We start from the raw sequence: 20,166 nt of genomic DNA, 5'->3' as shown, positions 1-20,166 counted from the left end.
ATGACCAGCGACGTGACCACTACTCCTGATCCGTCTCAGCTCACGCTGATGCCGCATCAGCAGCAGGTCCACGACTTCCTCGTTGACCGCCCCTTCGCCGGCGCGTGGCTCGGCATCGGGGCCGGCAAGACGCTCACGGTCCTCAGTGTCCTGCAGACGATCCGCCCGATGGGTCACATCCTCGTCGTCGCACCCGTGGCGATCGCCCGCTCCACCTGGATCGACGAGATCGAGAGGTGGGGCTTTCCCATCCGGACGAAGTCGCTCATCGTCGACGAGAACGACAGGAAGCTCTCCAAGGCCAAGCGCCTGAGACGCTTCCAGGAAGTGGCCACCGATCCGCCGACGATGTACTTCATCAACCAGGAGCTGCTGACTCAGCCGTCCCGGGAGACGAAACTGATCACGCCGGTGCCGGGCGCAGTACCTGCCCCGGCCACCTCACCGGAGGCGACGGCGATCCTGGGTCTGCTCCAGGCACGAGGGCCACGGAGCCGAGACGAGCTGATCGACGAGTACCGTGCTCTGGTCACCGGCAACGCCGGCAACCGGGCCCCCGCCAAGGACCGGGTCCGCGCCTGGATTCAGGAGTTGTTCCAGTCGGCCCTGGTGACCTGGGAAGCCCATGACTGCCGGACTTGTTCCGGCACAGGCTGCGCTCAGTGCCGCTTCGGTCTGGTCGACCAGATGCCGGTCCGGAACATCAACGGCCGGAACACCATCATCTGGCCCTTCCAGACGGTCATCCTCGACGAGTCCCAGGGCTTCAAGTCGCACGACTCACAGCGCTTCCTGGCCCTGGCGGCTGTGCGGCCGGCGATCAACCGGCTCATGGAGCTGACGGGATCGCCCAGCCCTGAAGGTCTCCACGATTTGTGGAGCCAGGCCTACCTGCTCGACCAGGGCCAGGCGCTGGGGCGGAACATCACCGCGTTCCGTACCCGCTGGTTCACGCCGAAGATAGCGCCCGGCACCACGGCGCCGGCGAAGTGGATCCCCACGGCGAACGCCGAGGCCGAGATCCATCAGGCCATCTCGCACCTGGTGATGAGCGTGCAGAATACGAACCTGCAGCTCCCGGAGCTCACCGTCCAGGACGTCAATGTCACGCTCCCGCCGGACCTGTTCCAGGCCTACAAGGACTTCAAGCGCGACCTGGTCCTGGACATCGTGCAGACCTGCACCGACGACGACGGTAAGCTGACGAAGAGCGTCGAATCCATCGTTGCCGAGAACCAGGGGGTATTGACGAGCAAACTGATGCAGTTTGCCTCGGGCACGATCTACACCGCGGATCCCGACGACCCGGCCACGAAGGGCCGGTACGAGGTCATCCACGACAAGAAGATCGAGATGACCGAGTACCTGGTGCGGAACAACAGCAACGAGCCCGTGCTCATCGCCTACCACTTCAAGTCCGACAAGGAGCAGCTGCTCATGCGGCTCCGGAAGGCCGGCATCGACGCGCAGGCCTTCGACGGCTCGCGCGACATGGTCCGCCGGTGGAATGCGCAGCAGATCCCGGTGATGCTGCTTCACCCGGCCGCCGCGGGGCACGGCCTGAATCTGCAGCACGGCGGCTCGACGTTGATCTGGTACACGCTGCCGTTCCCGCTTGAGCACTACCTGCAGACCAACGGCCGGCTCTTCCGTATGGGTCAGACGAAGCCGGTAACCATTCACCGGCTCATCACCAAAGGCACGCAGGACGAGCGGATGCCCTCGGTGCTCGCCAGCAAGCAGCAGGTCCAGGACGTTCTCATCAAGGCCGTTTCCCGGGATGGCGACGCCGAGCAGGTACTTCTCGCTGCCCTGGAGGAAGAGATCCGCGAGGACCTCAACGACCTCTGGGTTTCCGAGCGGGTCTGACCGCACCCATCCGACCACGGCCCGGTTGTAATCACCCAGCCGGGCCGTCGCTGCCGCGGGCACTCACCGGCCACGCGTGATCAGGAAGAGAACTCCCCAAGAATCCGCTGCGCCGTCTTCGACGCCTGCTGCACCAAAAAGCTCAACTGGACCCACCCCACCCCATACCGAGGAGAACCATGCCCACCATGTACCCCACCAGTCTGCCCGCCGTTCCTGTGAACCGGTGGCACGCTGAAAAGCTCGCCGACCGGGGCATCGAGCGGCCCTTGGAAGGCCGGCCGATAGCGGTCACCGACTTCGTCCTCGACGCCGGCTCCGCCGAGCAGGCCGAGGTTCGCCTCCTCGCCTACATCGACAACGACTACGAGGACGATCTGCGCGGTGCGACGGCAACGGCTGCCGAGGAGTCAGCGCCGGGCCGCTGGTTGGTGACTATGCGTGTGTCCGGGGAGTTCTGAGCCGGCTCCCTTGGCGTGGCGATCGTCTCGTCGCGCGTGACGACCAGTAGCTGGCCAACCCGGTCGGCCGCTGGTCATGGCCACGGTACCCGTGGGGCGCGGTGGGGCTCGAGTAGACCAGGCTTGCTCGGCCGCGCCGTGCGGGACGGAGCGCGCGGTGGAGGGGACAAGGGCGAATCACTCGCAGTAGGCCCGGTCCTCGCGGTCACCGAGGTCGTGCGCAGCGGCGAAGGACTGCCTCGGAGTTGGGAGCCGCCGGACCAGGGGGCCGAGGGCGTACGGGCGGCCGTGTGCGAGGGGCAGCCCCGCGAAGGTAGAGCAGGGCCAGTCGAGGTAGAGGTCAGGGGCCAGCGAACGGCGTAAGCTTTCGAGGCGGGCACGGCCGGTGCCGAACTCGTCGGTGATTGTGCATGCCAGGGTCAGGCTGTAGGCGTCGGCCCCGGCGCCCGGACGGGATCCGCAGGAACTGATGTTCCAGCAGCGCCTCGTCTGTGGCGAGCGCCAGCCCCGGCGGCGCCCCGGTCGGCGTCGACTGCCGCAGCTCGGCGATCAGTGCACCGGTTCAGCCGCCCGGGGACGGGTCTTCCCCGGCTTCCTCGTCCGCAAAGTCCGCCAGCGGGACGGCGTCGGCAGGGTTCGGCGGGGCGGGGCCGATGAGCGCCGGGTCATCGGGGTCGACGCCGTTGGCGATGGCCATCTCGGCGTAGCTGTCATAGAGCTCGACGCCCTCAGGCAACTCGGGGTCGTGCGGGGAGTCGGTACTGAAGGGCACCGACGTCCGGTCGTCGCTCATCGGTTGGTCTCCGTGTCGAGCCCGAGGGCGTCCCAGGCGGCGCTGGCGCAGTCGTGGGGCCGTCGGGCGGCGGAGCACGGTGGGCAGTCCGGTCAGCAGGGCAGTGTAGCGCGGGTCGGTGCGGTCCTCGTCGCTCTCCTCCAGGAGGCCAAACTTCGCCGGGTGCGCGGTATTCCCGGCCGCGCATGTCCGACGCCTGGTCCTGGCAGAGTTGCTGGGCGTGGACCGTTCTCATACCACCGCCTTCGCCCGGGCGGCGGCCAGACCGCCGGTGCACCACCGCTGCTCCGGCCCGGTGAACCTCCCGGGCACGTCACGGAGGCCGCCGAGCAGGACGAGGCCCCGCTCACCGCAGGTGAGTGCGCGGTGGCCACAGTCGCAGTCGCAGTCGCCGTCGTACGGGGTGGGCGCGGCCGTCCTCGCGTGGGGACGGCTGGCTCGTGCGCTGCTGGTTCAGCCGCGATGAGACCCTCCGCCGGACATCCGAAACCGTTTCACATCCCGAGGGGGCAGCGTGCCCCTCAGCTTCGTGCCCCTGGTGCTGGCCTCGGGAATCGGGCTCGGCATAGCCGACCCGGGTGTAGCGAAGGCGTCAGAGCGCGCCGGACGCCCATAAGACACAAACTTTGCTGGGGCGTAGCCCCACTGACTGGCCTTGAAAAGGACTGTAACCATGCCCTTCGAGATATATCATCCCGAACCGGGGCAGCCTCAGCGCAGACAGGGTCCCGCGAAGCTCACCGTGACCCATTCCGAGAACGGGCGCTCGCAGATCTCCTTGTCGGCAGGCACCCGGGACTGGCTGCGTCCCACCCCCAGAAAGGCCGGTGCCTCGGGGATGACAGACGTGGCGACGATGAAGATCATCATTCTGGTAGACCGGAGCACCCGCAAACTCATGCTCCAGCGGTGCTCCGATGAGAAGACCGGCGAGCACGTCTACGTCGTGCGCGGGTTCGGTGGTTACGGCGCCAGTTACATCACTGGCTGGAAGCTCGACGAATTCCTCGGCATCGAAGCCGGTCACTACCTCTGTGATCTGATTCCGGATGCGCCTGACGGCAGCGGGAAGACCTGGCGCGCTGCCGTCATCTCGATGGACTTCCGCGTTGCGCCGAAGCGGAAGCAGCCGACCAAGCGTCGTATTGTGGCGCAGCCACACGTATCTCTTTCTTCCGGCACTCCGAAGACTGACACCGACGAGCGGCGCATCACCGAGATCGGCGCAGTGCTCGGCGAGAGCACGACCGTCGTCGCTCCCGAGCAGGACGGGGCGTGCTCCGCCGGCGCCGTCAACACCGACGAGAAAGACCGATGATGCAGGCGGTGTGATGCTCGATATCACACCGCGCTGATCATCAGCCACCAGCTGTCCATCGACGCCACCGCCACCGCCACTGCACTGCACCGGGACCAGGACACTGCCCGAGTGACGAGCCGGTCACTGCCAACACTGGCGAGCTCGACCTCGACATCATCAACGGCAGTTCGCGCCTTGTGCGGTGAGCGGTCGACAGCGATGAAGATATCTCTGGTCCAGGCTGCTCTCGACGTCTGGCGACAAGAGTTCCTGCGGTACAACGAGCAGCCGGGCCCCGGCGCCGGCGGGTTCGGCTTCGTCGATGACGGCGCGCACACTGTCCGCCCAGACACTCAGGGTCACCTGGGCGTCGTGGTGACCAGAAACGTCGGTGTCGCGTCGTAGGCATCCTCGGGTTTCGGTGGTGTCCCTAAGGGGACGTTTTGCTGCCACCATCTGGACGCGACAACGACGCTGATTGGCGAAGCCCCGATCATGACACCAATGGGACCCGCCAACGCACCAGTCGGGACACGCATCAGCCTCTAACCAGACCCCTGACGGCTGCTTACGAGCACGCCCTAACGACCTGTCTGGCCGTAGATACAGAGGAACAGAGCCTCCACCCTCCGCGTCAAGAGCGGAGCCTCCTCCACAACATGAGGAGGAGGCCAACTGGGGCGGGACGGGCTTGCCCACTATCTCCCCGAGCAGGACCCGATCTACTCGACGAGATAGTGGGCCTGATTTCACGCGTGCTCCCGAAGTTCCCCGCCAGGGCCGTGCCCCAGCTGGAGCTGGAGGAGAACCTCGACACCCTGGTCACGCAGAACAAGAGGACTCTCCCGGACTCAGGCGTGCCTTCAAAGCCTGAGACTGGAGTCAGTAACGGCCGGCCGCCCGAAGAATGAACTCTCGTATCATCGACAACGTGCTCGCGCTGGAGCATGTCGTGCCGCACGGCATCCAACCCACATCACACCTTTCGAGGAGGGATCGACGCATGGGTCGCATGCAGAAAATCACGCAAAACCAGGTCAACTACTGGAGGTTTACACTGGAAATGATGCTGGCACAAGGCGACTTCAGGCAAGATGGCAGGCGCCTGAGCCCCGCCGGTATCGCGGAGCGCAAGCTTGAAATTGCGTACCTGCGCGGACTGAATACCCTCCGAGTGGGCCAGGTCGTCGATCTGGACACTGTTCAATCGATTGACGAACACGCCAAGGAGGGGTGACGGCCCATTACCTTCTTCGTAGAGCCCGGTTCGGGTTCGTGGCCTCCAGGGCCGGTGTGACTCTTGCGTGGTGAAACCTGCACTTCCCGTGGAGGGACCTTCAGTCAATCACCAACACATGCTGGAGCACCCTGCGAGATCACCGAGCAAGCGGAAGTGGAAGCGGACAGATTCGAAGTCCACATCGAGAACCACAGCTGTCGCTGCCGCATTGATGGCGTCTGGACTACGGACCCCGACACCGGCGACGGCATAAAGCTTACGTCTACTAAGGCCAGCCCTGAAGGGGGTGCGAAATGCACTGGGCCTACATTCAATGGAATCCGGAAGCAGAAGGCAGCCACGAAATCACGGTGACTGCAGACCACGCGCACAAGCGGTGCGCAGAAAAGTCTGAGGACACAGATATTGTAGTGGACTGCGATGTGAAACTCCCTGAGGAGTTGCGGCACACTGTTTCCGGGGAAAGCAAGGAATCCGTAATGGCTGCTGCTCGTCGGGTCGCCCTATACGTCGTTCCTTACGGGCGCAATTACTCCACCCGCTACATAGGTGAAGTCATTTAACCCCTTGCACTGCACAGGGCCAAGAACCGAGGGAGAGCCCTGTCCGCCGGCCGTTTTGGGGCGGCCCCGCTGACCACGAGGGGGGCCAGGAGCCGAAGAAGCTCTCCGCCAGCGTGCAGGTTGCTGTTCGGTCCAGTTCGAGTATCGCGGCGCTTCACAATTCGCAGCAGTACGTCTCTTGCGCCGGGCCTCACACATCATCGGCCCCTTCAGCTTTCCCATCACCGCCACCGACGGAGCCGAGATGAATTACCGCAGCACGCCAGCATATGAGCACAAGAGCGCTTCTCGAATGATCCCGCGCCCGCATCAGGAAGAGGCGCTGCGGGCCATTCGTGAGACCTCCGAAGGCCGTGCGCTGGTCGTTATGGCCTGTGGAACAGGCAAGTCCCTTGTAGCGCGTGAAATAGCCGACGCACGCACGGCGAGCACAGTCCTGGTGACCGTGCCCACCCTCGCTCTTGCCGAACAGGTCTACCGAGACTGGACCTTGCGCTTCCCCGACGACCTGAACGCCCTGATTATCTGCTCGGATTCCGCTGTGGGTGGCACCGCCGCCCCGGTCACGGTCGTGCCTGGTCAGATCGCCGACTTCCTTAACCCGCACCAGTCCGCGGGGATGCGCCTTCTGGTCTCCACCTACCATTCGGTGGGGCGAATAGTCGAGACGTATGCGCTGCGCGCGCTGCCGCCGCTTGACCTCGTCGTGCTGGATGAGGCCCACCACACTGCCGGGCGTGCAGGCAAGGCATATTCCGCTGTCCTCGACAATGCGCAGATCCCTGCGGTTTTCCGCCTTTCGCTGACTGCGACCAGCCGTGTCCATCAGGGGGCCGACGGCACGACGGATATCGTGTCGATGGACGACGAAGAACTGTACGGGAAGCGCGTTTACGAACTCTCCGTCGGCAGCGGCGTCCAGCGGAAACTGCTTGCCGACTACGAAGTTGCCATCGTGCTGGTTTCGGATCAGGACGTCCACGCGACGCTGCTCGCCCAGGACGGCGGCTCACTCGCAAGTTCCAGGTCCAACGACGCGGCGACGGTGGCTGCCCAGATCGCGCTGGCGCAGGCCATGCACAAGTACGACCTGCGGCAGATCATTGCCTTCCACAACCGCGTAGCCCGCTCGAAGGCCTTCTCAGCGACCCTCGGGAAGATCGGTGCGACCTCGGCCAACGTGCGAATCACGTCCCTGCACATGGACGGCAGTACTCCGGCGGCTACCCGCCACTCCCAGCTGGAGATGCTTGCCAGCCCCCCGAGCGACCACCGAGTCGTCCTGAACAACGTCCGTACCCTGACCGAGGGTGTGGACGTCAGCAGCGTCGACGGCATCTGCCTGGTAGACCCGAAGTCGTCGCAAACCGACATCGTGCAGGCAGTCGGACGTGCTCTGCGCCTCCACCCTGATCACGATCGTCCAGCGCTGATCCTCCTCCCCGTCTATGTCGCCCCCGGCGAGAGTCCGCAGGCTGTCCTCGAGGCCAGCTCCTTCCGGCACGTGTGGCGGGTCCTGGCGACCCTCCGCGACCAGGACGAGCGGATGGACGCGGCATTGACCGCCGCACGGCGGCGCCTCAGCCGTGACACGGTCGAGAACACGGGCGTCGCCGTCGCCGGGGCCGTGTTGCCGGAGAAGGTGAGGATCTACGGCGGCACGAACATCGATGCCAATTTCGTGGCAGCTCTGGGCGTACACGTCCTGGAGAACACAACTGAGGACTGGTATCACTTCTACGGGCTGCTGGAGCGGTACGCGGCCACATACGGCCATGCGGCTGTACCCACCTCCACCGAGCCCGGAACCCTGGCGAGATGGGCTGCTCGTCAACGGGGTCTGTACGCCGTTGGCAAGCTCCTGCCGACGCGTACGGCGCTGTTGGAGGCGCAGCCCGGATGGACGTGGAAGCTTGCCGAGTCCAAGCGCGAGCTCGGCCGGTCCGAGCTTGAGCGATTCGTCGCTGAGCGCGGCCACGCCCGAGTACCACGCGGCTTCACCGTGCCGGATACCGGATACCGGCTGGACAACTTCGTCACCCTGGCGCGCGATCGGCATAAGACGGGCCAGATGGATACCCAGGAAGTTGCCTACTACGAGGCGCTTCCAGGCTGGATGTGGCACGCGCACGACGCGAAGTTCGAGGCATTCCTCCAACATCTCGACGCATTCATCGCCGAGCACAAGCACGCTCGGGTACCGCAGGCATGCAAAGTGGAGAAGAATGGCAGCTCCTTCGCTCTCGGTCACACCGTCACCAGGAAGCGCATCGAGTACCGCAAAGGTGTTCTGTCCGAGACCCACGTCAAAGCTCTGGAAAAACGCCCCGAGTGGATCTGGGACGGCATTGCCGCTCGGTGGGAAGCGAGTTTTGACGTTCTCGCGACCTGGGCCGCCGAGCACGGCGATATCAAGGTGCCCTTTGACCAGGCGGTCAACGGTATTGGCATCTACCGGTGGATGCTTCAGCAGAAGAAGCTGATCCGGGAGGGGAAGCAGCCAGAGGACCGCCGTCACCGTCTGGAGGCTCTACCAGGCTGGTCCACGAACTGATCAGACAGGCGCCGGACGGTGCCGGCTGGATGCACCGAAAAACCCACCCGAAGGTGTTGAGCTGGCGGGATTTGAGGCAGGAGAAAGCGGCGTGCATCGCGATACCGGCGACGACGGCGTACGGCGTCGTCGTCGCCGGTGGGATGACCAGCGACCAGCAGGGTAGATTCCGTTGCGATGACGCGACCGGCGGATGTTACTGGCGGTGAGGTTACCCTAGTTGCGGTGGACGAAGGTGGGGATGGCGTACTGGCCGCGCGACGCGGGAGTGCACCAGTCCTGGGTCTTTCCTCAGCCCAGGGAGAGCACGGGCTTGATGACCTGGCCGGAAGCTGCGGCCTGAGCTGCGGCCTCGATGTCGTGCAAGGGAAATTCTGTAATGAGGCGCTCAAGGGGAAGTTGACCTCGCTGGTATAGGCCGATCAGGCGTGGGATGAACTCCGAGGGGACAGCTTCCCCTTCGATCACGCCATGAATCCGGATGCCCTTGGTCATCACGGCCATGACGTTGAACTCGGCCTGTGCGCCGATACCGACCAGGGCGAGGGATCCTCGGTTGCGCAGGGCCGTGATGGCTTGGGTGATCACAGCGGATTGTCCAGTGGTATCGACGGCGTAGTGCGTTCCTCCGCCGGTGTGCTCGCGGACGATCGCTGCCACATCGTTCTCGGCGGTGGGGTCGACGACTGCGCTGGCTCCGAGTTCGAGGGCTTTGTCCCGGCGGGCGGCGACCGGCTCGACGGCGATGACGGTGCAGCCCTCGGCCACTGCGGCCATCACGGCGCTCAGACCCACACTGCCGGCACCGAAGACGGCCAGGGCTGTGCCGGGAGGCGGTTGCAGGACATTGAGGACGGTTCCGGCACCGGTCTGTACGCTGCAGCCGAGGGGGGCGGCCAGCGCGGGGGGCAGATCGGCAGGAACCGTGACCGTGTTGCTCTCGTACGCGAGAGCATAGGTCGCGAAACTGGACTGGCCGAAGTAGCTGCCGAAGACGGGAGCCCCCTCGAGGGAGTGGCAGGTACTGCCGTCCATGCGGGAGCCGCTGACGTTGAGGGCGCCGGCCTTGTCGCAGTAGGCCGTGTGGCCGCCCGCGCACTGCTCGCAGACGCCGCAGCTGCGGTAGCTCAGACACACGGTATCTCCGGGGCTGACCGTCGTGACGGCCTCGCCCACGGCTTCGACGACGCCGGCACCTTCATGGCCGAAGACCATCGGGCAGCGTTCTGCGGGCCATCTGTGCCGGGTGGTGAGGTCAGTGTGGCAGATGCCTGCGGCCGCGATCTTGACCAGGACTTCGTCCCGTTCCGGTGCCTGGATGTCGATGTCACGGATGGTGAAGGGGCCGCCGGGCTTCTCCACGACCGCTGCCTGTATACGCATGAGTTCCTCGTGCCTGGCCGCTGTTGCCGCGGCCGGGTCGGGTCGGGTGCAGCCGTAGCCGGCCGCAGGATGTCTGTATCTGGTCGCGGTATCAGACGCGTTCGAGCAGGAAGTAGAAGTGGCGGCCGGCGTCGAGGATCTCCGCGTCGTCCTTGCCGTTCATGACGCCCAGGAGAGTGGCCTCGTCGACCCGTTTGACGTGGTCGAGGATGGGTCGGCTGTCGTAGACCATGGCGGCGGTCATCTCTCCACGGAACTCGACCGTCCACAGGCTCGCCTCGCCCCGGCCCAGTTCGACGTTGGAGAACAGCGAGCCGTCCGCACCGCGGCAGATCAGCGGCTGGGCGCGGGAGAGGGAATGAAACGTTTTGCCGTACCAGTTGACTGTGGCCAGCAGGCCCTCCAGCCGATGGCCGGTGTCGAACGCGCTGCCCTTCCAGGAGCCGAGAATGTTCTCGGGGCGCACGGTGTCCACCGCGGCCCACAGCCGGTCCAGTTCGCCGGTGGAGACCGGTTCGCCGGCTGCGCGGATGGCGGCTATCCGTGCGCGGGCCTGGGAGACGTCCATGGAGCTCCTCACGTTGGGGACTTCGACCCTAGCGGTCGCCGACATGCGGACCGCGCCTGCCTCCCGTCTTCGCCCGACATGCGGACCGGGCATGGTGCTCTGGTTGATCAGCTGCCCGAAAGCATCGGCCGTCGACGGCGGCGCATTCCGCGGTGTACGCGTTGCAGGTGCTAATCCGGATGTTCGGGAGCGAATGTGGCTGCGAGGGCCGCCTCGGGCTGGGTCAGCGTGGTGCCGTCATCGGCGACGACCCCCGTGTGGCCGTACCCGAAGGAAGCGACGCTGGCCAGGAGAAGGGGGCGGTAGAAGTGACAGTTATGAAACCAGTCTGACGACGGCGCGCCCGGTGACAGGAGGTGTCATGTTTCCCCATCGCCCGGTATGGAAGCAGGAGCGTCGTCCGGCGGGATGGCCGATGTGGGGGCCGACGGCCCACGCCGCGCTTCTGGTAGTGCGGGCACGCATCGGCGGTGCAGGCCGGGGCCGGTCAGGGCCAGTCGGCCGGGGTTGCTGCTCGGCGCCCTACAGCTGACGCGAGCGTCTGGTCGCGTCGTCGGCGGTTGCGCAGTCGTGAGGCTGCGGCAGGAAGGCGGGATACCGTCTGTCTTCCTGCCGCCGGCTTGTTCGCGGTGTACGGGCATGCCTCCACTGCGGATGGCGTGTCACCGGTCTGTTGGGTCAGCCTGGCTGGTGGGCCTGGCCGGTGGGGTGCAGCGTGCCGAGCACCGCCGCACCGCTGAGGCCGGGCCCCATGGCGACGATCAGGGTTTCCGGGTCGGGGTGCGGGGGCGCGTCGGCCGTCATGCCGAGGATGTGCAGCACAGAGGTGCCGCCGAGGTTTCCGTAGCGCCGGAGACTGTCCCATGCATGGACGAGAAGGCCGTCGGGGTCGTCGGGGAAACCGAGTCCCTCGGCAAGGTAGCGCAGAACGGCTGGGCCGCCCGGATGACCGACGATGTTGTGCACGGTCCAGCCGGGGGCGCGGTCGTCCAGCCATTGTTTCAGCGGTGGGGTGAGCTTGGTGATTGCCTTTTGTGCTTTGTAGTCGGAGAGGAAGTGCTGCCCGTTCGCCGCTGATACGAGCCGGTAGGTGTTCATGGTGTCCGGCACGACGGTTTGCCAGCTGCCATGTGTTTCCAGGCAGGCCCCGCGTGGGTCGCTCGAGACGACGCAGGCCCCGGCGCTGTCGCCGAACAGCTGCCGGTACATGAGTCCGGTCAGTGAATTGTCGCCGGGCTGGTAGACCGCGCTCAGTGCCTCGCCGACGACGATCAGGGCCCGCATACCGGGGCGGGCGTCGGCCAGTTGGATGGCTATGGACAGGGTGTGGGCGCCGCCGACGCAGCCCAGGGTGGTGAAGGGCATGCGCAGTACGTCCGGTCTCAGGCCGAGCGTGTTGACCAGGTAGACGTCGAGGCCCGGGATCTTGGGCGTGGTGCTGTTGCTGGTGATGATGCAGTCAATATCAGTGGCGGCGAGCCCGGCCTGCGTGAGGGCGCTATCGGCGGCCTGGATGGCGAGCCGGTTCATCCCGGTGAGTGCGATGTCGTTGCGCTCTTCCATCGTGCCGGGTTTGGCGATCACCTCCAGCGGGGCTACGAAATACCGCTCCTCCACGCCGAGTTCGAAGCCCCGGACGCGCTCCAGATACGGTCCCTTGCCGCTGGCCTCCGTCTCCTGGAGAACGCTGGCCTCCATCTCCTGGAGAATTTCCGGGGTGCGCACCAGGTACGGCGGGAAGACGAGCGAAGGTTTGGTTACATATGCCACGGACGGCCTCCGATCTGCGCCCGGCCCCTGCGCACATCCCCCGGTGCGCAGGACCGTCGCTCTGGGTCACGCCGGCGGGTCGTGCGCGGGAGGTGCCTGCTGTCTGGCTGCACCCCAGGGGAGGCCGACGCGATCGCAAAGTATTGATCGGACGGTACATGGCATCGGGACCTCCGATCACTGGCACTAGGGCACAAAATCGGCCCCCTTCGCCTGTCCTGGCCGTGGTGGCGAGCCTTGTTCGGTGCCTGCCGGTCGGCGCGGATGCGCGGTACAGGGGGCTACCCGCTCCAGATCATGTAGATCACGCGGCTGCCCGGTGACCCCATCGGTTCGCTGGCCGCGGCTCGCATCACGCCGATCCGCCCCTTCGTGCCGTGGTACATCAGGCGCACCGTGCCGTCCGGGTGGATGCGCGGGTCCAGATAGCCCTGGTATATCGACCGCAGCTCCGCGTCCTCGAGCACTTCCGCCTCGATCCGGCGCAAGGTCGGGTCGTAGGGGGTGTCGTTGAGGGCGGAACGCAGTTGGGAGAGGGCGACAGGACCCCAGGACTCCTCCCAGTCCGGCATGCGGGACCGGCTGTGCTCCTCCGGTGTGAGGGAGAGCATCCAGCGCATGATGTTCGCCGGCATCGGTCCGAACAGCTCCTGTGCCGGGGGGTTGGCGGCCTCGACGTCCCAGTTGCTCCGGGAGATGTAGGCGGGGATGGCGGTGTTGAGGATGACCGGGGTCCACAGAGGGCCGATGTCCAGCCCGGACTCGGGGCGTAAAACCTTCGGCGCCCGGTGACCGTACAGCGCGCGGTAGAGGTCGTCCCACTGATGCTCCTGGAAGTCCAGGACCTGTGCCACGGCGCGCAGCAGTGCGTCCGGGGGATTGGCCACTTGGCCCCGCTCAAGACGCGCGTAGAACCGGCTGCTGGGACCGTTGCCGAGGAGGAGGTCGATCTCCAGCTGGCTGGGACAGACGAGGCGCGGGCCCCGGCTCCCGTTCCGCGGGCCCAGACCGTGCGCCATGCGGAGCTGGGCTATCCGGGGGAGGTCGTCGGCGTTGAGGCGCTGCCGGGCTGTCGCCAGGATCTGACGGACGCGGTTACGGTCCACCGCAGCGCTCCTTCGGGCCGGGACCGGGCATTTGGTTCAACGCTGAATCATGTACGGATGTTGGCCCTACAAAAAGATCTGAGCTGTGTATGACAATCAGGTCACCTTGGCACGGGGGATTGTGGGAGCCGAGGTGATTTCGAACGGGAGACGAGCGGAGATGGCTGCACGCGGGAGTCTCGGTGGGGGATTGCCGGAGCGGTGTGCGCGGGATACGGGTGGAGGGGTGCGTGTGCACCGCGCCCTGCCGCGCCTCTCGCGGAAGGTGCCTGTTGCGTGGTGCCGTCATCAAGGTGCTGACCTCGCGCTTTCTGTATTTCGCGGCACTCTATCGCTCTCGCGCCCAACCGGGTACCGGTGCGCCGCCGACGGGATGAAGGACTGAGTGATCACGGACCAGGAGCTCTGACTCGAGCACGTGATGACGGCTTAGGCGCCGGGGATGGTGCCGTCCGGATCCTGCCGATCGGATAGCCGTACCCCGCCGGGAGTGCGTTGAGGCGTCGCGCAGTTGGCGAGATCGCTCCCGCGCCCTGATGCGCCGGGGAGTTCCCGGGCCGTGGCGTGGGCCGGCAAAGCGCGGAGGCGGGCTGTCTCCGAAAACGGATTGAAGTACATGGGGGCTGGGATGTTCGCGCTGTGGAGACTGCGCAGGCGATGTGAGAGCAGGCTTGCCGACCTGCCGCTGCCGGAAGAGTCCTTCACCATCGAGGGCCTGGTGAAGAGAATTGAGGAGGAGCGGGGCCGCAAAATCCAGTTGGTGCCCATTGAGGGGTGCGACGACATGCGGACGGCCTGCGGGCTCAGGGCCAGGACCCGGGAGTGCACCTACATCCTGTACCGGCCCCGGCCCACCCCGAATCAGAATGTGCACGTCCTGCTGCACGAGCTTTGTCATGAGTGGTTCGGCCATTCCACGACCCTGACGAAGCAGGAACTCGAGCACCTCATCCCGGGCTCTCTCCACGAGGCGCTGCGCGGCTACGGCGATGACGCGGTGATCCAGGCCCGGGCCCGCTACGGCACCGTCGAAGAGCGGGAGGCCGAGCTCGGCGCCTACGTCATCGAGCGGCTCGTGGCCCGCCGGCCGTCAACCGGGGACGACCTCGTCAGCCGGCTGTCGCAGGCCCTGAGCCACCCCGTCGCCCCGCCCCTGAACAACCGCGTGCAGCAGAGGAACCCCTCGTGTCCACTTCCGACGTCTTCGAGTACACCGCAGCAGCCCTCATGACGGCCGTCACTCTGTGGCGCTCGCCGGCGCTGCGCTACGGCGACACCCGACGGCGCGCGCTGTGGGGGTGTTTCGCCGGGTTCGCCGCCGCGTGCTGGCTCAAGACCGCGGTCGTGGGCGATGCGATGACCCACGTGCCGGTCACCGAACTTCCGATCCTTCTGGAAGAGTCCTTCGGCACCGCGGCGATCGTGTCGATCATCTCCTACGTGGCCGCCAGTTACGGCCGGACCGACCAGGCGGCTCCGCCCCAGCACGTTGTGATCTCGCGCTACATTGCCCGGATCGCGCCCCGAGTCGGACTCGCCGTGGTCATCGCGATCACTGTGATCTTCTTCACCGTCGTCGACCGGCGCGAGACCCGCGCCGAATTCGGCGTCGCGCACGTAGGCGAATGGGGCGCCACCACCTTTCTGACGGTTTTCTACATGTTCCTGGGCACGTCCTGCTCGGTCACCGGCTATCAGTGGTCGAGCGCCGCCCGGCGAGCCGAAACCCGCCTGCTGCGCACCGGGCTCATCCTCATGGCGACCGCCATGGGGATCGGGCTGACGTACGTCGTCATCCGCACGATCTACCTGTGGGCGGCTGTTGCCGTCCCTGCCAGCCGGTCCCTGTCGCCCGTGGTCGCTCATCTCGGCTCGCTCATGATCGTTGTTCTGTTCGCGGCCTTTGCCGCCGGGTCGAGCATTCCCTCCGCCACCGCCGCCGCGGCCCGCTGGACATCGCTGCGGACCCTGGGGCGGCTGTACCCCCTGTGGCGCGATCTCGTCGAAGCCTTCCCGGACGTGGCATTCGAAGGCGCACTCCCCGGCTGCCGTGTCGTCCGGCGGTCGAGGGCAGGCCTGCTGAGCGAACTCACGGACTGGTCCCTTCCGTTGGACGTGCGCCTGGGCTTTCGGGTGCACAACATCGCCGACGCGGCCGAGCAGTTGCGCGACTACGCCCCGCCGGGCCTGTTCTACGCGGCCGAAGACGCGGTGGAGGAGGCCGGGGAAGGCAGTCCCAACCTCGCGGCCGCGGCCGAAGCCCTCTACATCAAGGCAGCGCTGCGCGCCGCGGCCCTTGGCCGGCGCACGGCTGTCCCGTCGGAACCTCTGCCCTCCAAGCCCCTCGCCCGCACCGACGCCGAGGCGCGCTGGTGGTGTCAGGTCCAGCGGGCGTACGCGGCCGTCACTTCGGCGCAGGCCGAAGAGCTGCTCCTCGCCGTCGGCTCGGGTTATGAGCATGCCTAGGCCGGAGCTGAGCGGCACCCGGCCGCTCCCGGGTGCGCCGCACGGCGAAACCGTGAGGTGGTCAGGGTGTGGGGCCTGACCGCCGGGCCGCGCGCAGCAGAGTGTTCAGGCCGGCCAGCATCTGGGGCGACAGGCCCTCCACGGCGCCTCGTGCGTGGAGTTCGACGGAGGCGTGGTTGGCCAGGTGGTTCATGAGCTCGACCACCTGGTGGACGAGCTCGTCCTCGGACCAGAAGAAGAGCGGCTCGACCCCGAAGATCTCACTCAGCGCCGTGTAGAGGACGGTCTCGGGAACCCGGTCGAGGATGTCCCGCGGGGGGGCCGTCTCCGTCCGCAGTGCTTTCACCTGGGCGGGCCGGAGGAGGTCGGCGCCGGCCTTCGCGTTGACGGCTGCGGCGATGTCAGCATCCGAAGGTCGGCTGGCGGCCGGAAAACTGTCGAGCAGGCGGGTGAGTTTCTGTGCGACGGTGAGCGGCACAGGAGGGGGCGTGTACTCGCCGAACGACCGGTCCTGGGCGGCGAGCAGATCCTCCGTGGACACGCGGTATGCCTTGGCCATCGGCGCCACGAATGCCGGGTCGAGCCTGCGCACCCCACGCTCGGCGTTTTTCACCGGCACCGTGCTCTGGGTCCCGATCTCCTTTGGGAGTGCCTTCAGCGGCAGGCCGGCGTCGCACCGCAGATCTCTGAGGTCCGGCTCGCCGAGGCGCGGGAAGAGGTCGTCCAGGTTCTCGCCGAAGGCCCGGGCGATGGCGGGGAGTTTCTCCGGCGGAGGGGAGACGGCGCCCTTCAGCCAGGAGCTGACCGTGGTATGCGCCGCGTACCCGAGTTCGTGTGCCAGAGAGGACAACTTGAGCCCGCGGGCCCGGCGGATACGCCTCAGGCGCTCGGGGTCGAATTGGCGTTGCACGAGGACTCCTGGACGGCGAAGGGCAGCGGGGGAGAGTCTAGCGAGTGGCCCGATCCGGAAAAACACATGTTGATCCCAGTAAGCACATCACGTAGGTTGCAGGAACGAAGATCGCACGGAGCTGTGCGTCTACGCCATTGCTCCATGCCGCTTCGCGCCTCACGCATCCCGCGCTCAGTAGCGCGCGGGTCCGCCATACCTGGCCGGTCCCGTGGTTCGGGACCGGCTGCCGACCAGGTTCAGTTCCAGTTCCATCCCCAATAGAGGAGGTACCTCGTGAGTGTTTCACCTTCGCCGAGCCGTCCGCGGGCCGGCCGCCGGCGCTGGCTTCGACGTCCCGCCCTGGCTGCGACGGCGGTAGCGCTGGGTGCGGGCGCGCTGCTGGCGCCGAGCGCGCACGCAGCGGACAAATGGGGACCGGGTTATCTCATTCCTGATAGTTCAGCCAGGCCGGGCATGTCCCATATCGGCGCCTATGCCTTTCCCGAGGGCCTTGGCTACTGCGGGGACCCCGGCCTGGCCGGCCCCGACGCGGCCGGCGGCTACGGCCCCGCCGAGACCATCACCTCCTGGACCTCGAAGGCCACCGGAAAGACCGCGTCCGCCGGGGACCTCGCGCGCGCCGCCTACGTCCTGGGCAAGTACGGGCAGACGCGCAACGATGAGCAGGCCGCCGCGGTCGACGCCGTCGTCTACACCTACCTCGATGCCGGTTCCGCGTATGCGCTGCCCGACGGTAAGCGCGCCCTGGAGCGCCTCGGCTACCCCAACGTCTCGCCGTCGGCGAAGCAGCGGGCCACCGGCTACCTCGCCGAAGCCGCCGCGTTCGCCGGCCCGTACAAGGTCAACGCCAAGCTGGTCGAGGGTCCCCTCAAGACCGGCAGGAAGGCGTCCGTCATCCTGGACGTCACCTCCGCCTCGGGCCGCAAGGTGCCCGGCGTCAAGCTCGACCTCGACGTCTCCGGCGCCGCGGCCGGCTCCGCGAGCGTGACCACCAACGCAGACGGCACCGCCACCGCGACCATCACCCCGGCCAAGGACGGTACCGTCGATTTCAAGGCCCTGGCCAAGAATCTGCCCGCCGCCCATCCGCGTTCCCTCAGCCCGAACGATGCGAAGGCCCAGCGGCTGCTCCTAGCCGGCGGCCCCTCGAGCGCCCGGGCGGAACTGCACCTCAAGACTGAAAGCCCCCAGGGCGGCCTGACCCTCACCAAGACCGCTGCAGACACCAGGAAGCCCCTCGGCGGCGTCGAGTTCGCTGTCAAGGACGGCGCGGGCAAGACGGTGGCCACCGGAAAGACGGACGCCCACGGCACGTGGCTGGTGAAGGACCTCGCCTTCGGCACGTACACCGTGCACGAGGTGAAGGCCGTCGAGGGCTACCAGCTCGCTGCCGACCAGAGCGTCAGCATCGGCGATCTGAAGACCTCCGCCGTGTCGGTCACCGACACCCCGATCCCCCGGCCGGCCACGCCGAAGCCGCGCCCGGTGACGATCACGCAGTTGCCGAAGACCGGTGCCTGACACGGGCCGCCGCCGGCCGCCCGTACGGCGGGACGAGGTCCCCGACGTCGTCCCGCCGTTTCCTCTTCCCGCCCACAGGCTTCCTGCCCCAAGGCCTTGACCGCCGGATGCGCTATGCCCGAATCCTGCACCTCCCCGACCCAACCGGACCCCGCCGACACCTCTGCCGTCCCCGGCCGCCGCAAAATCTGGATCGGCGCCGGCGTCGCACTGGCCGCGATCGGAGTGAGTGCCGCCGCCCTCCTCACAGCCCACGACACCGCTCCCGGCGAACGGCACGCCGCGAAGGCACCGGCTTCCGCGGCCTCGGCGCGGTCCGCCGCAGCCGACCCTCTCATCTCCCACACCCCTTCGCCGCACCTCTCCGTCCTTCCCGACCGCACCCGCGACTCCAAGAAGCAGGCCGACAAGGCCCTGCGCACCTGGCGCGCGGCCAACCCGGCCGCAGGCAGTGGAGTCGGCGGCGCCGCAGCCCCCGGCACGGCTGGTGCCATCCGCGAGGTCCTGCGCATCCCCGCCCTGGGCAAGAACTGGTCCCAACCGGTGTACGAAGGCACCGATGATCGTCAACTCCGCGCAGGCGTGGGCCACTTTCCCACCACCGAGCAGGCAGGGCAGGTCGGAAACTTCGCACTCGCCGGCCACCGGTCGGGCGTTACCGCACCCGCCTTCCACAACATCGACCGCATCAAGACCGGTACCACCGTCACCGTCATCACAGCCCGACGGATCACGTACACCTACACCGTCACCCAGGTGCGCACCGTCGCCCCCTCCGACGTCGACGTCATCGCCCAGGTCCCCGACCGTCCCGCAGCCACTCCCACCCAGGCCAAGCTGACACTGGTCACCTGCTGGCCGGCCGACGGCCACGCCAAGCGCGTCGTGGTCGAAGCCGACCTCGTCTCCGCAAGGGGGGGAGCGCAGTGAAAGATCATTCCCTCCCCTGGTGAGCGGCGCGCGGCAGGAGCGGGGTGAACGCCCAGCAGCTGTTCCCGCCACGCCGCAGCCGCAGTGCAGAACGGTTGAGGCTCGCTGCATCAGGCATGTGCCGTAGCCAATACGCCCCTGGCAGCACAAACCTCCCCGATCTTGTATTTCAAGGAGTCGACCGATGACCGATCCTCGTACCGACGGGTCCAACTCTGATGAATTCAAGGGCTTCAACGAAGCCCGGCGCCTCATGTGGTGTCATGAGGCTCGCGCCCGCGTGCACGAGCGGTTAGAGCTGACGACCTTCATTGCTGACACCGACGTCGCAGCAGTCCATGTCAACAACACCACCAGGGCGGACCGTGCGTTCCTCGTGGCGTTCAACCAGGCCGGCCAACGGGTCGGCGGCGACACGCTTTACATCGATGATCCCAGCCAGCGTCTTGACGTCGCGCCGGAGTTCGATCACGTCTACACCAAGATGGATGTTGCGCCCGCATCCGGACTCGAACAAGCCATCGCCCGCGAAAACGGCTGGGTTGTCGACCTGAAGGTGCTACGCGCGTACGACCCGCTGGCTGACCGCCGGGCCGCGCAGCGCGCGGTGTTCCTCGCGCATCTGCAGGACATGCTGAAGAACGGCGAGGTCCGCGAGTTTCCGTTCGGCCGGGGCGAGTCCGATGACACCGATGCGGCGTGAATCACCACGGCCTCGCGCCTCAGGCA

General features: G+C 66.8%; 17 protein-coding genes. 11 read left to right on the top strand and 6 right to left on the bottom strand.

Annotated elements, in window-relative coordinates; all coding sequences use genetic code 11:
* Both ACFU99_RS01490 and ACFU99_RS01485 read left to right on the top strand, forming a co-directional pair.
* Positions 1-1,869 (top strand): helicase-related protein, encoded by a 1,869-nt coding sequence (locus ACFU99_RS01490; RefSeq protein WP_384384136.1) that lies wholly within the window; start codon positions 1-3, stop codon positions 1,867-1,869.
* A 179-nt stretch (positions 1,870-2,048) separates the two neighbouring features.
* Positions 2,049-2,330 carry a hypothetical protein gene (locus ACFU99_RS01485; protein ID WP_384384133.1) on the top strand — a complete coding sequence of 94 codons (282 nt, stop codon included), beginning with the start codon at positions 2,049-2,051 and terminating at the stop codon, positions 2,328-2,330.
* Between the two features lie 562 nt (positions 2,331-2,892).
* On the opposite strand, the gene ACFU99_RS01480 is transcribed toward ACFU99_RS01485, so the two are convergent.
* On the bottom strand, positions 2,893-3,123 hold the full coding sequence (locus tag ACFU99_RS01480) for a DUF6283 family protein (RefSeq protein WP_384384131.1): 231 nt from the start codon (positions 3,121-3,123) through the stop codon (positions 2,893-2,895).
* A 673-nt stretch (positions 3,124-3,796) separates the two neighbouring features.
* Here ACFU99_RS01480 and ACFU99_RS01475 point away from each other — a divergent pair.
* From ACFU99_RS01475 to ACFU99_RS01460, 4 genes are all read left to right on the top strand, one after another.
* Positions 3,797-4,441, top strand: coding sequence for a hypothetical protein (locus ACFU99_RS01475; RefSeq protein WP_384384129.1), 645 nt, complete (start codon positions 3,797-3,799; stop codon positions 4,439-4,441).
* 913 nt (positions 4,442-5,354) lie between these two features.
* Positions 5,355-5,660 carry a hypothetical protein gene (locus ACFU99_RS01470; RefSeq protein WP_384384126.1) on the top strand — a complete coding sequence of 102 codons (306 nt, stop codon included), beginning with the start codon at positions 5,355-5,357 and terminating at the stop codon, positions 5,658-5,660.
* Positions 5,661-5,956: 296 nt separating this feature from the next.
* On the top strand, positions 5,957-6,226 hold the full coding sequence (locus ACFU99_RS01465) for a hypothetical protein (protein WP_384384124.1): 270 nt from the start codon (positions 5,957-5,959) through the stop codon (positions 6,224-6,226).
* A gap of 244 nt (positions 6,227-6,470) precedes the next feature.
* Positions 6,471-8,780: a Helicase associated domain protein gene (locus ACFU99_RS01460; RefSeq protein WP_384384122.1), complete on the top strand. Its 2,310-nt coding sequence runs from the start codon at positions 6,471-6,473 to the stop codon at positions 8,778-8,780.
* Positions 8,781-9,071: 291 nt separating this feature from the next.
* On the opposite strand, the gene ACFU99_RS01455 is transcribed toward ACFU99_RS01460, so the two are convergent.
* The 4 genes from ACFU99_RS01455 to ACFU99_RS01440 all read right to left on the bottom strand — a co-directional run bounded on the left by ACFU99_RS01455 (position 9,072) and on the right by ACFU99_RS01440 (position 13,607).
* Positions 9,072-10,142: an NAD(P)-dependent alcohol dehydrogenase gene (locus ACFU99_RS01455; protein ID WP_384384119.1), complete on the bottom strand. Its 1,071-nt coding sequence runs from the start codon at positions 10,140-10,142 to the stop codon at positions 9,072-9,074.
* 112 nt (positions 10,143-10,254) lie between these two features.
* The gene (locus tag ACFU99_RS01450; RefSeq protein WP_384384116.1) at positions 10,255-10,731 is read right to left on the bottom strand and encodes a DUF4334 domain-containing protein; all 477 of its coding nucleotides are present in this window, start codon (positions 10,729-10,731) and stop codon (positions 10,255-10,257) included.
* A 678-nt stretch (positions 10,732-11,409) separates the two neighbouring features.
* Positions 11,410-12,501: a PhlD gene (locus tag ACFU99_RS01445; RefSeq protein ID WP_384384113.1), complete on the bottom strand. Its 1,092-nt coding sequence runs from the start codon at positions 12,499-12,501 to the stop codon at positions 11,410-11,412.
* A gap of 281 nt (positions 12,502-12,782) precedes the next feature.
* A complete protein-coding gene (locus ACFU99_RS01440) occupies positions 12,783-13,607 on the bottom strand; it encodes a hypothetical protein (RefSeq protein ID WP_384384111.1) in 825 nt (274 codons plus the stop codon).
* A 616-nt stretch (positions 13,608-14,223) separates the two neighbouring features.
* Here ACFU99_RS01440 and ACFU99_RS01435 point away from each other — a divergent pair.
* Positions 14,224-14,838 (top strand): hypothetical protein, encoded by a 615-nt coding sequence (locus ACFU99_RS01435; RefSeq protein ID WP_384384108.1) that lies wholly within the window; start codon positions 14,224-14,226, stop codon positions 14,836-14,838.
* The gene (locus tag ACFU99_RS01430; protein WP_384384105.1) at positions 14,835-16,073 is read left to right on the top strand and encodes an MAB_1171c family putative transporter; all 1,239 of its coding nucleotides are present in this window, start codon (positions 14,835-14,837) and stop codon (positions 16,071-16,073) included. The genes ACFU99_RS01435 and ACFU99_RS01430 overlap by 4 nt, the downstream gene beginning before the upstream one ends.
* A 61-nt stretch (positions 16,074-16,134) precedes the next feature.
* On the opposite strand, the gene ACFU99_RS01425 is transcribed toward ACFU99_RS01430, so the two are convergent.
* Entirely contained in the window at positions 16,135-16,983 is an 849-nt protein-coding gene (locus tag ACFU99_RS01425) for a helix-turn-helix transcriptional regulator (protein ID WP_384384102.1), read from the bottom strand.
* 456 nt (positions 16,984-17,439) lie between these two features.
* Between ACFU99_RS01425 and ACFU99_RS01420 the strand changes: the two genes are divergently transcribed.
* The 3 genes from ACFU99_RS01420 (at position 17,440) to ACFU99_RS01410 (ending at position 20,140) form a co-directional block, all read left to right on the top strand.
* The gene (locus ACFU99_RS01420) at positions 17,440-18,507 is read left to right on the top strand and encodes a collagen binding domain-containing protein (RefSeq protein ID WP_384384099.1); all 1,068 of its coding nucleotides are present in this window, start codon (positions 17,440-17,442) and stop codon (positions 18,505-18,507) included.
* A 114-nt stretch (positions 18,508-18,621) separates the two neighbouring features.
* Positions 18,622-19,437 (top strand): sortase, encoded by an 816-nt coding sequence (locus ACFU99_RS01415; RefSeq protein ID WP_384384096.1) that lies wholly within the window; start codon positions 18,622-18,624, stop codon positions 19,435-19,437.
* Positions 19,438-19,621: 184 nt separating this feature from the next.
* Positions 19,622-20,140: a hypothetical protein gene (locus ACFU99_RS01410; protein WP_384384093.1), complete on the top strand. Its 519-nt coding sequence runs from the start codon at positions 19,622-19,624 to the stop codon at positions 20,138-20,140.
* Positions 20,141-20,166: the final 26 nt, after the last annotated feature.

It is taken from the genome of Streptomyces sp. NPDC057654 (genome assembly GCF_042800135.1).
Taxonomy (GTDB): domain Bacteria; phylum Actinomycetota; class Actinomycetes; order Streptomycetales; family Streptomycetaceae; genus Streptomyces.
The sequence above is the reverse complement of the archived record's forward strand: the minus strand, read 5'-3'. Positions and strand labels throughout refer to the sequence as shown.

What these genes read in the sequence shown, in the direction of transcription:
- ACFU99_RS01490 (WP_384384136.1), top strand. Translation starts at nt 1, where the DNA reads ATGACCAGCGACGTGACCACTACTCCTGATCCGTCTCAGCTCACGCTG.
- ACFU99_RS01485 (WP_384384133.1), top strand. Translation starts at nt 2,049, where the DNA reads ATGCCCACCATGTACCCCACCAGTCTGCCCGCCGTTCCTGTGAACCGG.
- ACFU99_RS01480 (WP_384384131.1), bottom strand. Translation starts at nt 3,123, where the DNA reads ATGAGCGACGACCGGACGTCGGTGCCCTTCAGTACCGACTCCCCGCAC.
- ACFU99_RS01475 (WP_384384129.1), top strand. Translation starts at nt 3,797, where the DNA reads ATGCCCTTCGAGATATATCATCCCGAACCGGGGCAGCCTCAGCGCAGA.
- ACFU99_RS01465 (WP_384384124.1), top strand. Translation starts at nt 5,957, where the DNA reads ATGCACTGGGCCTACATTCAATGGAATCCGGAAGCAGAAGGCAGCCAC.
- ACFU99_RS01460 (WP_384384122.1), top strand. Translation starts at nt 6,471, where the DNA reads ATGAATTACCGCAGCACGCCAGCATATGAGCACAAGAGCGCTTCTCGA.
- ACFU99_RS01450 (WP_384384116.1), bottom strand. Translation starts at nt 10,731, where the DNA reads ATGGACGTCTCCCAGGCCCGCGCACGGATAGCCGCCATCCGCGCAGCC.
- ACFU99_RS01435 (WP_384384108.1), top strand. Translation starts at nt 14,224, where the DNA reads ATGGGGGCTGGGATGTTCGCGCTGTGGAGACTGCGCAGGCGATGTGAG.
- ACFU99_RS01430 (WP_384384105.1), top strand. Translation starts at nt 14,835, where the DNA reads ATGACGGCCGTCACTCTGTGGCGCTCGCCGGCGCTGCGCTACGGCGAC.
- ACFU99_RS01420 (WP_384384099.1), top strand. Translation starts at nt 17,440, where the DNA reads ATGTCCCATATCGGCGCCTATGCCTTTCCCGAGGGCCTTGGCTACTGC.
- ACFU99_RS01415 (WP_384384096.1), top strand. Translation starts at nt 18,622, where the DNA reads ATGCCCGAATCCTGCACCTCCCCGACCCAACCGGACCCCGCCGACACC.
- ACFU99_RS01410 (WP_384384093.1), top strand. Translation starts at nt 19,622, where the DNA reads ATGACCGATCCTCGTACCGACGGGTCCAACTCTGATGAATTCAAGGGC.